Annotated in this window: 10 protein-coding genes; 6 read left to right on the plus strand and 4 right to left on the minus strand. The window is 67.8% G+C overall.

Annotated features, from left to right (window positions below; genetic code table 11):
- Positions 1–6: 6 nt before the first annotated feature.
- Together JHC36_RS06730 and JHC36_RS06735 are read left to right on the plus strand one after the other, a co-directional pair.
- The gene (locus tag JHC36_RS06730; RefSeq protein ID WP_287917446.1) at positions 7–462 is read left to right on the plus strand and encodes an Lrp/AsnC ligand binding domain-containing protein; all 456 of its coding nucleotides are present in this window, start codon (positions 7–9) and stop codon (positions 460–462) included.
- Positions 463–779: 317 nt separating this feature from the next.
- Positions 780–1,298 carry a low molecular weight protein-tyrosine-phosphatase gene (locus JHC36_RS06735; RefSeq protein WP_287917423.1) on the plus strand — a complete coding sequence of 173 codons (519 nt, stop codon included), beginning with the start codon at positions 780–782 and terminating at the stop codon, positions 1,296–1,298.
- 7 nt (positions 1,299–1,305) lie between these two features.
- Here JHC36_RS06735 and JHC36_RS06740 read toward each other — a convergent pair whose 3' ends face one another.
- The 3 genes from JHC36_RS06740 to JHC36_RS06750 form a co-directional block, all read right to left on the minus strand.
- Complete coding sequence (locus JHC36_RS06740) at positions 1,306–1,713, minus strand: DUF1850 domain-containing protein (RefSeq protein ID WP_287917426.1); 408 nt, start codon at positions 1,711–1,713, stop codon at positions 1,306–1,308.
- 4 nt (positions 1,714–1,717) lie between these two features.
- Positions 1,718–3,775 carry a TRAP transporter permease gene (locus JHC36_RS06745; protein WP_287917429.1) on the minus strand — a complete coding sequence of 686 codons (2,058 nt, stop codon included), beginning with the start codon at positions 3,773–3,775 and terminating at the stop codon, positions 1,718–1,720.
- Between the two features lie 82 nt (positions 3,776–3,857).
- On the minus strand, positions 3,858–4,817 hold the full coding sequence (locus JHC36_RS06750) for a TAXI family TRAP transporter solute-binding subunit (protein ID WP_287917432.1): 960 nt from the start codon (positions 4,815–4,817) through the stop codon (positions 3,858–3,860).
- 112 nt (positions 4,818–4,929) lie between these two features.
- Here JHC36_RS06750 and JHC36_RS06755 point away from each other — a divergent pair, with 112 nt between their 5' ends.
- Positions 4,930–5,568, plus strand: a complete 639-nt coding sequence (locus JHC36_RS06755; protein ID WP_287917435.1) for an MBL fold metallo-hydrolase — start codon at positions 4,930–4,932, stop codon at positions 5,566–5,568.
- 23 nt (positions 5,569–5,591) lie between these two features.
- Here the strand turns inward: JHC36_RS06755 and JHC36_RS06760 are convergent, their stop codons facing one another.
- Entirely contained in the window at positions 5,592–6,494 is a 903-nt protein-coding gene (locus JHC36_RS06760) for a M48 family metallopeptidase (RefSeq protein WP_124222782.1), read from the minus strand.
- A 20-nt stretch (positions 6,495–6,514) separates the two neighbouring features.
- Between JHC36_RS06760 and JHC36_RS06765 the strand changes: the two genes are divergently transcribed.
- The 3 genes from JHC36_RS06765 to JHC36_RS06775 all read left to right on the plus strand — a co-directional run.
- Positions 6,515–7,882: an AmpG family muropeptide MFS transporter gene (locus tag JHC36_RS06765; RefSeq protein WP_287917438.1), complete on the plus strand. Its 1,368-nt coding sequence runs from the start codon at positions 6,515–6,517 to the stop codon at positions 7,880–7,882.
- Between the two features lie 176 nt (positions 7,883–8,058).
- Positions 8,059–8,772: a response regulator gene (locus tag JHC36_RS06770; protein ID WP_287917440.1), complete on the plus strand. Its 714-nt coding sequence runs from the start codon at positions 8,059–8,061 to the stop codon at positions 8,770–8,772.
- Between the two features lie 42 nt (positions 8,773–8,814).
- Positions 8,815–9,847: histidine kinase dimerization/phospho-acceptor domain-containing protein (locus JHC36_RS06775; RefSeq protein ID WP_287917443.1), on the plus strand; the 1,033-nt coding region annotated here is incomplete at its 3' end.

Here is a 9,847-nt window from a genome sequence, read left to right on the forward strand (position 1 = left end):
ACCTCAATCGACCGCATCGACCGCCGCATCCTCCAAGCCCTGCAGGCGGACGGGCGGCTGTCCAACCTCAAACTCGCCGAGCAGGTGGGCCTCTCACCGACGGCCGTGCTCGCGCGGGTGCAGCGCCTGGTGCGCGACGGCGTGATCCTCGGCTACGAGGCGCGGCTCGACCCCGCACGGCTCGGCCGCGGCTTGCTGGTGTTCATCGAGGTGCTGCTCGACCGCACCACGCCCAATGTGTTCGAGCAGTTCAAGGCTGCGGTGCAGGTGCACGACGACATCCTCGAATGCCACATGGTCGCGGGCGGTTTCGACTACCTGCTCAAAACTCGCTTCGCCGACATGGCGGCCTACCGCGCCTTTGCCGGCACCGTGCTCTGGCAACTGCCGGGCGTGCGCGAAACGCGGACCTACGCGGTGATGGAAGAAGTCAAGCACAGCACGCGGCTGCCGGTGGGGTGATCTTGGGCAGGGCTGACCCAGTCCCTCGCGCACCATCGCGGGAACGGGTTTAGGGCCACGCTGAGTAAGTTCCTGCGATGGCGCGCGCCCGGCCGCGGGATGGGATGCGAGGCGCAAACCGCAGCCATAGCCGAAGCTATGGCGAGGATTTGCAACGAAGCAGACCGCCCGCTGCCGGGATGCGCGGCGCGCGAGGGACTTGTTCAGCGTTGCCTTAGCATGGCCCTTGGCGCACGCGGCTGCGGCCCGGCGCGGCACAATGTGGCTCGATTTAGCCCCGCTCAATGCCCTCTGCCCCCTCCGCCCGCGTTTGTGCCATGTCCACACCCCTGCGCATCACCTTCGTCTGTCTCGGCAACATCTGCCGCAGTCCCACCGCTCACGGCGTGTTGCGGCGCAAGCTGGCGGAGGCGGGGCTGGCGGACTGGGTGCGGGTGGACTCGGCCGGTACGCATGGGCATTGGCATGCGGGCAAGCCGCCCGATGAACGCGCGCAGGAGCATGCGCGGCAGCGCGGCTATGAACTCTCGGACCTGCGCGCACGGCCATTGACCGAGGCCGACTTCGAGGCCAGCACGCTCGTGCTGGTGATGGACTGGGACAACCTGGCGCTGGCCGAGCAGATGGCGCCGCCCGCGCATCGCCGCAAAATCCGCCGTCTGACCGAGTTTTGCCGCCGCTACGACAGCCCCGTCGTGCCGGACCCCTACTACGGCGGAGCAGAAGGCTTCGAGCAGGTGCTCGACCTCATCGAGGACGCCTGTGAGGGGCTGATTGCGCATTTGCAGCAGCGGCTGGCTGCGCGGCCCGCCGACTCGCTCGGTGGTCTGAATTGAGCGGCGCTCAGGGCCGAGTGCAGGGGCGCAAACGGGTGATGCCCCCGTCGCTGGGCAGCCAGGTGTGCACAGGCGCGCAGCGGTCGGCGACACACACCTCATAGTCGGCGGTGTAGGGCGAACGCGTGAGCCGAAGTTCTGGCAGCCAGGTTTGCGCGGGCGTGTAGACGTACCAGCCCTCGACGAGCCTGGCATCGTCCGGCGGCTCCATGCCGGCTGCGGAACCGCGAATGCGGGCCTGCGTTGCTCGCAGCACTGGCGTGGCGCTGCCCGCGGTCAGCTCGACACGGTAGTCCTCCTCCCAACGCACCCGTTCGATCGAGTGCATCCACGCGAGCGTGAAGCGCTCGGCCGGCACGAACACCTCGGGGGTGCTCGCCGAGGCGAGCAGGCTCAGACAGATGCCGAGCCACATGGGCTCATGCCGCGGCCGCGCGGCGGGCCTGCCAGGCGTGCCATGCGACGAAGGCCGCGATCAGCGCAAGCCCGATTTCATCGGTGAGCGGATAGGCGACCACGAGCAGACTCGCCGCTGCAACTGCCCAAGCGCGCTCCCAAGCGCGCAGCGGCGCCCACAGATAACCAATCGCGCCCGCACCCCACATGCCGATGGCCACGAGCGCTTTGAAAACGATCCAGGCGACATCGACCCAGTTGTCGGTTTGCAGCATGAGCGCCGGGCTGTAGACCGCCATGAACGGCACGACGAAGCCCGCGATCGCGACCCGCAGCGCTTGCATGCCGATGGCGAGCGCCGACGCGCCAGCAATCGGTGCGGCCGCAAACGCGGCCAGCGCCACCGGCGGCGTGAGGTCGGCCATGATGCCGAAATAGAACACGAACATGTGCGAGACGATCAGCGGTACGCCGAGCTTGAGCAAGACCGGCGCAGCCAAGGAGCTGGTGATGATGTAGTTCGGAATCGTCGGAATGCCCATGCCCAGCACGAGGCAGATCACCATGGTCAAGAACAGCGCGAGGAGCAGGTTGTTCTCGCCGACCGCGATGATCTGCCCGCCCAGTTCGGCCGCCACGCCCGTGAGGTTGATGATGCCGATGATCACGCCCACCAGCGCACAGGCAATCGCCACCGGCAGTGCATGGCGCGCACCGTCGGCCAGGGCGAGGAGCGCGAGGCGGCGCGCATCGGCACCGACGCGCCTCGCGTAGGTCAACGCCAGCAGCACGGCAATGACCACGAAGAAGGTACCCACGCCGAAGCGGAAAAAGCCCGCGCAGGCCAGGCCGAGCAGCGCCCAGAACAGAACCCGTAACCCGCGCGACTGCACGCCGCTGAGCGCCGCGGCGCCAAAGATCAACACGACGGTGAGCGCCAGTCCCACCGTGCCCGAGAACAGCGGCGTGTAGCCCGAAAACAGCAGCACCACCAGACCGAGCAGCGGCAACAGCAGATGCCAGCGCTCGCGCACCGCAGCCCAGGGATCGGGGCACTGGTCTTTGGGCAGGCCGTGCAGCCCGCGGCGGCCGGCTTCGAGGTGCACCATCCAGAATGCGGTGACGAAATACAGGATGGCCGGGATCAGCGCCGCCTTGACGATGGCGACATAGGGCACGTTGATCGTCTCGGCCATGATGAAGGCGACCGCACCCATCACCGGAGGCATGATTTGCCCGCCCATGCTGCTGGTCGCCTCGACCCCACCAGCGAACGCGGGGCTGTAGCCAAAGCGCTTCATCAGCGGGATGGTGAATTGGCCGGTGGTGACCACGTTGGCCACACCGGATCCATTGATCGTGCCCATGAGCCCACTGGAGATCACGGCGACTTTCGCGGGCCCGCCGCGCGTGTGGCCGACGGTGCCCATGGCAAAGTCGGTGAAGAGCGCAATCATCCCCGCCTGCTCCAAAAAGGCACCGAACAGGATGAAGAGGAAGATGTAGCTCGACGACACATAGGTCGGCGTGCCATAAATGCCCTCGGTGCCAAAACCGAGGGTGCTCACGATCTGATCGAGTCCAAAGCCCCGGTGCGCGAGCACGCCGGGCAGATGCTGCCCGAACAGTCCATACGCCAAAAACACCGCGCACACCAGCGGCAGGCCCCAGCCCATCACGCGGCGCGCGGCTTCGAATACCAGCGCCAGCGTGACGACACCCACCACCCAGTCGCTGGCGATCAGTTCGCCGGCGCGCTGTGTCAGGTCGGCCTCATAGCGCCAGTGGTAAAGACCGAAGACGAAGCCCACCAGCCCCAGCGTCCAGCCGAGAGTCTGGCCCAGGTTGCGCCAGCGCTCGCGCGTCTCGAACGGCGGGTAGAGCGTGAAGATCAACAGCAGCACGAAGCCCACATGCACCGTGCGCACCACTTGGCTGGAGAGCGGGCTGAAGGCCGCCGTGATCAGCTGAAATGCCGAAAACGCGAGTGCAATCCAAAAGGTCAGACCCGCAAGCTCGGGATGGCGGGGGGAAGACGCGGCTGCCGGGGGGGCGTTTTCAGGAGCGGGGTCGTGCGACATGGCGGGCCTTGGGTGGCGGGTTCGACGAGCGTTTGGGCGCGCGGTGCCCCCGCGCGCCGGGCTGGGTGGGGCGCAGGTGCGCTTACTTGATCACGCCGACTTCGCGGTAGTACTTCTCCGCACCCGGGTGCAGCGGGATGGGCATGCCTTTGACGGCGTTTTCGCGCTGGATGGCCTTGGCGGCGTTGTGCGCGGCGCGGAGCGTGTCGAGGTTGTCGTACATCGCCTTGACCATCTGATAGACCAACGCGTCGGGCACGCCCGCATGGGTCACGAGGAAGTTCGGGATGGCCGCGGTCGGCACGTCTGCGGTCTGCCCGGTGTAGGTGTTGGCCGGAATCACGGCGGTTTGATAGGCCGGGTCACCGACTTTGGCCACGACTTCCGGGGGCACGGGCACGACCACGATCTTGACCGCCGTGGCCAGGTCGCGGATCGAGGCCACGCCCAGCCCGGCCGACTGCAGCGTGGCGTCGAGCTGGCGGTTCTTCATGAGTTCGACCGATTCGCCAAAGGGCAGGTACTCGACCTTGCCCAGGTCGGCATAGCTCAGGCCCGCGGCTTTGAGGATGGCGCGCGCATTGAGCTCGGTGCCCGATTTCGCGGCGCCGACGGAGACGCGCTTGCCTTTGAGGTCCGCGAGCGTCTTGATGCCGCTGTCGGCGCTGGCGACGATCTGGATATAGTTGTTGTAGGTGGCCGAGAGCCCGCGCAGTTTGTCGAGCTTGGTTTTGAAGCCGGCCTCGGCATCGCCCTTCCAGGCGTCGGACACCGCATCACCGAGGGCGAAGGCCAGTTCGCCGCGCCCGGCCTGCAGCAGGTTGAGGTTCTCGGCGCTGGCCTTGGTGACCTGCGCGGTCGATCGCGCGTTGGGGATGGCCTTGCCGAAAATCTGGCTCAGTGCCACGCCCAGCGGATAGTAGACCCCGCTTTGTCCGCCGGTGAGGATGTTGATGAACTGAGCCTGTTGGGCCAGAGCGGCGCCCGTGGCGAGCGCCAGGCCCGCGGCGAGCGCAAGGCAGAGTGTTTTCAAAAAGCGCATGGGTGTCTCCGATTTGGGAGGCGGGTGTCGCTGCGGCTCGCGACCACCGGATCGGTCCATTCTATTTTTTCGGGGCGATACTTGGGGCCTCAGGCACCTATGGTTTCCCCGCATGTTTCGTTACCACACCGTTCCCGTCACGCCATTTGCCCAAAACGCTTCTTTGGTTTGGGACGACGCCACGATGCAAGCGGCCGTCATCGACCCGGGCGGCGATCTCGACCGGTTGCTGAGCGAAGCGGCGCGGTTGGGGTTGCGGCTCGAGCAGATCTGGCTCACCCACGCGCACATCGACCATGCCGGCGGCGCGGGCGAGCTTGCGCGCACGCTCGGGCTGCCGATCATCGGCCCGCATCCCGGCGACCAGTTCTGGATCGACGCCTTGCCCGAACAAAGCCGCATGTTCGGTTTTCCACCGGCCGAGCCCTTCACGCCCAGCCGTTGGCTGGCCGATGGCGACACGGTGTCGCTCGGGGCGTGCACCGTGCAAGTGCGGCATTGCCCGGGGCATACGCCAGGGCATGTCGTCTTTCACGCCGCCGAGGTCCAGCGCGCCTTTGTGGGCGACGTTTTGTTTGCGGGCTCGATCGGCCGCACGGATTTCCCCGGGGGCAGCTACGAGCAGCTCGTCGAGAGCATCGTGACACGACTGTGGCCCATGGGTGACGAGACGGTCTTCATCCCCGGCCACGGCCCGGAGAGCACTTTTGGCCGCGAGCGCCGCAGCAACCCGTACGTGGGTGGAACCTGAGCGTAGCGGTCCGTGCCCGCCGTTCAGCCGCGCGCCAGCGCCTGCTCGTACAGCGGGCGCACCTTGGGCACGTTGGCTTCGAGTTGACGGATGCGTTCCGGGCTGTTGGGGTGGGTGGAGAGAAAGCCCGGCGGTTCGGAATCGCCCTTGAGCGCTGCCATTTTTTTCCACAGCTCGACGCTGGCCTCGGGCTTGAACGCGGCGCGCGCGGCGATCTCCAGGCCGACGAGGTCGGCTTCGGTTTCGTCGTCGCGGCTGTATTTGAGGCTGAGCAGCTGGGTGCCGAGGTTGGCCGCGACGTCGCCGATCTGGCCCAGGCCGAGCAGCTGCGCGCCCAGGCGCAGGCCCAGGTTGGTCGCCTCGGTCTTGGCGATGCGCTCGCGCGCATGCTCGCGCAGCGCATGCGCCATTTCGTGGCCCATGACCATCGCCGCTTCGTCCGAGTCGAGCTTGAGTTGTTCGAGGATGCCCGTGTAGAAGGCAATCTTGCCGCCGGGCATGCACCAGGCGTTGATCTGCTTGCTCGCGATCAGGTGGACTTCCCACCGCCAGTGCTGCGCGCGGGGGTTCCAGGGCAGCGCGTGCGGGATCAGGCGGCGCGCGATCGCGCGCAGGCCGCGCAGTGCGGGATGGTCCTCGGGCGCGAGCGCTCCTTTCGCGCGGGCTTCGGCGATGATTTGGGCGTATTGCTGCGCGGCCGAGCGTTCGAGCGTTTCGGCCGGCACCAGGGTGCGCAGCGTCGAAGGTTTGCCGACATCGACTTGGGCCAGCGCGGGCGCGAACATGCCCGCCGCAGCGCTGCCCGCGGCGAGTTGAAGCAAGGCCCGCCGCGGCGCCCAGGGCGCGTTCGCGGCCGGACGTGCGTAGGCACCGACTTCATGGTCGATGGTGGAGTCTTGCGACTTGAGGGAGCAAAGCCAGCACATGGTGCGGGAATAATAAGCCGATGGCCATACCCAACGATCCCGCCGCGAAATCCGCCACCGCGGTCGAGGCGACACCGGCTTCTGTCTCGGCTGCGCCCGGCTGGCTGGCGGCCTGGCGCGTCTACCTCGAGCCCGCGAGCCTGCGCATGCTCGCGCTCGGCTTTGCCGCGGGTCTGCCTTTGTTGCTGGTGCTGGGCACGCTGTCGTTCCGGCTGCGCGAGGCGGGCATCGACCGCGCGACCATCGGGCATTTGAGCTGGGTGGGCCTGGCTTACGGTTTCAAATGGGCCTGGGCGCCGCTGGTGGACCGGCTGCCGCTGCCGGGGCTGGGCCGCCTGGGTCAGCGGCGCAGCTGGTTGCTGCTGGCGCAGGGGGTGATTGCCGCAGGGCTGGTCGGCATGGCGCTGGCCGATCCGCGCGAGGCGCTCGGGCCCATCGTGTGGTGTGCGCTGCTGGTCGCCTTCGGCTCGGCCACGCAGGACATCGCGCTCGACGCGTTTCGCATCGAGTCGGCCGACACCGCGCACCAGGGCGCGCTGGCCGCGAGCTACCAGGCCGGCTATCGGCTGGCGATGATCTGGGCCGGTGCGGGGGTGTTGTGGATTGCCGCGCGCGCGCAGGGCGAGGCCAGCGGCTACGACGCCGCGGCCTGGCGCATCGCCTACCTCGTGATGGCCGCCTCGATGGCCGTGGGCATGGTGACGGTGGGCTTCTCGCGCGAGCCTGCGGCGCGCGATATTCCGCGCGCCCGCAGCCTCGCCGACTGGTTGCGCGGCGCGGTGGTGGAGCCCTTTGCCGATTTCATCGGCCGCTACCGTTGGCAGGCGGTGCTGATCCTGACGCTGATCGCGTGCTACCGCATCAGCGACGTGGTGATGGGCATCATGGCCAACCCGTTTTACGTGGACATGGGCTACACCAAGGACGAGGTCGCAGCCGTGACCAAGATCTATGGCGTCGTGATGACGCTGGTCGGCGCCTTCATCGGCGGCGTGCTGTCGCTGCGGCTGGGGGTGATGCGCGTGTTGATGCTCGGGGCGGCGGCCAGTGCTTTGACGAATCTCCTGTTTGCCTGGCTCGCGGGCCATGGGCATGACGTGCCGGCGCTGATCGGCGTGGTCTCGGCCGACAACCTCGCCAGCGGCATCGCCTCGGCGGCATTCATCGCTTACCTCTCGGGGCTGACGCAGGTGCGCTATTCGGCCACCCAGTACGCTTTGCTCAGTTCGCTGATGCTGCTGCTGCCCAAGTTCGTGGCCGGGTTTTCGGGCGACGTGGTCGACGCCATCGGCTACGCCTCGTTTTTCACCGCAACCGCCTTGTTGGGGCTGCCGGTGCTCGTTCTGGTGTGGGCGGCCTCGAAATGGGCACCTGTGGCAGAAAAATGAAGAAATATCGTGGAATGCCGGCGTGAAATGTCGCTTTCTTGCTCTTATTTTTGAAGTAAATTTCGCACGGAAGGAAGAGGGTTTACGCTTGTTTACCTGGGCTTCATGCGCGCGCAGGCTTGCATCCGCATGATTCCGACCTGTCTCTCGTGCCGTCCAACCCGCCGATGCCACCGATGTCCCAGCGCCTCCTGATGATCGAAGACGACGAGCGCCTCGCGCAGATGGTGGCGCAATACCTGCAGGCTTCGGGTTTCGAGGTGGCGCACGCGGGCAGCGGCCGCGCGGGGCTCGACCAGCTGCAGGATGCGGTGCCGGCGATCGATCTCGTCATCCTGGACCTCATGCTGCCCGATATCGACGGGCTCGAGGTCTGCCGCCGCATCCGCGCGCAGCCCGGGGCGGCCGGCAGCCTGCCGGTGCTGATGCTCACCGCCAAAGGCGACCCGATGGAACGCGTCATCGGCCTCGAAATCGGCGCCGACGATTACCTGCCCAAGCCTTTCGAGCCACGCGAGTTGCTCGCGCGTGTGCGTGCGCTGCTGCGGCGGCGCAGCGCACCGGCCGCCGACGCACCCGCATCGCGCTTACGCTTTGGCTCGCTCGAGATCGACCGCGACGCGCGGCAGGTTCGGCTCGGTGAGCGCGTCTGCACGCTTACCGCCTACCAGTTCGATTTGCTGCTCGCTCTGGCCGAGCGGGCTGGCCGCGTGCTCACGCGCGACCAGATCATGGAAGCGGTGCGCGGGCGCGAACTCGAGGCCTTCGACCGCTCGATCGACGTGCATGTGGGCCGCATCCGGGCCGAGATCGAGGCCGACCCGAAAAACCCCAAGCGCATCCTCACCGTGCGTGGCGTGGGCTACGTTTTTGCGAAGCAGCAGGATTGAGCCTGCGGCGTCCACGCGTCTCGATCCCTCGCACTCACCCCCATGTTCCAGGCCCTGGCCCGTCGGCTCTATCTGCGCATCTGGCTCGCCGTGGTTGCGGCGATTGCGGTGCTCGCGCTGCTGCTCGGCTGGGCTTGGCGCGTTGCAGCCGACCATCAGGCGCGCTTGTCCGCACCGCCGCGCGAAGTCCTGGTGCGGGATGCCAGCGGCGCGTTGATCGGCACGGCCAAAGCCGAGCGGCGACGCGAGCCGGGACAGCCCTTGCGTTTCGTCGTGACGCTGGCCGACGGGCGCGAACTGCAGCTCGAACTGCCGCGCCGGCCGATGGAGCCGCCGCTGCGGCCAGGTGCAGGCCCGAATGCCGGCCCCCCCGTGGGAGCGGCTGGCCTGCCGGGCCCGGCTGGTGATCCGGCGCGACGCTGGCGCGCGGACGCAGCACCGTTCTGGGTGGAAGCGCCCTTGGGTTTTCTGTGGTTGCTGGCCTTGGTCGGGGTCGCCGTGGCGGTCGCGGTCTATCCCGTGGCGCGCCGCCTCACGATGCGGCTCGAAGCGTTGCAACGCGGCGTGCGCCGCTGGAGTGAGGGCGACTGGTCGGCGCGCGTGCCCGTGCAGGGGCAGGACGAGGTCGCCGAACTCGCCGCGCGGTTCAATGAGGCGGCAGGCCGCATCGAAACCCTGCTGTCGACGCAGCGGCAACTGCTGGCCTCGCAAAAGCAGCTGCTCGCCAACGCCTCGCACGAACTGCGCTCGCCGCTGGCGCGCATCCGTATGGGTCTGGAGCTGATGACGGCCGACGCGGGCGCACCGCCTGCTGCGTTGCGGGCGGAACTCGAGCGCAGCATCGGCGAACTCGACCAGCTCGTCGATGAAATCCTGCTGGCGAGCCGGCTCGATACCCCTGAGACCGACTTGGGTACCTTCGAGCGGCTCGATCTCGTCGGCCTGGCCGCCGAGGAGGCCGCGCGCGTCGATGCCACGCTGGAAGTGACCGGGGGCGTTGCCGATCCGGCGCAGCTCGAGGTGCGCGGCGTGGCCAAGCTGCTGCGGCGGCTGCTGCGCAATCTGCTCGAGAACG

Origin of the sequence: Tibeticola sp. (genome assembly GCF_022759015.1) — a bacterium.
GTDB classification, from domain to species: Bacteria; Pseudomonadota; Gammaproteobacteria; order Burkholderiales; family Burkholderiaceae_C; genus Tibeticola; species Tibeticola sediminis.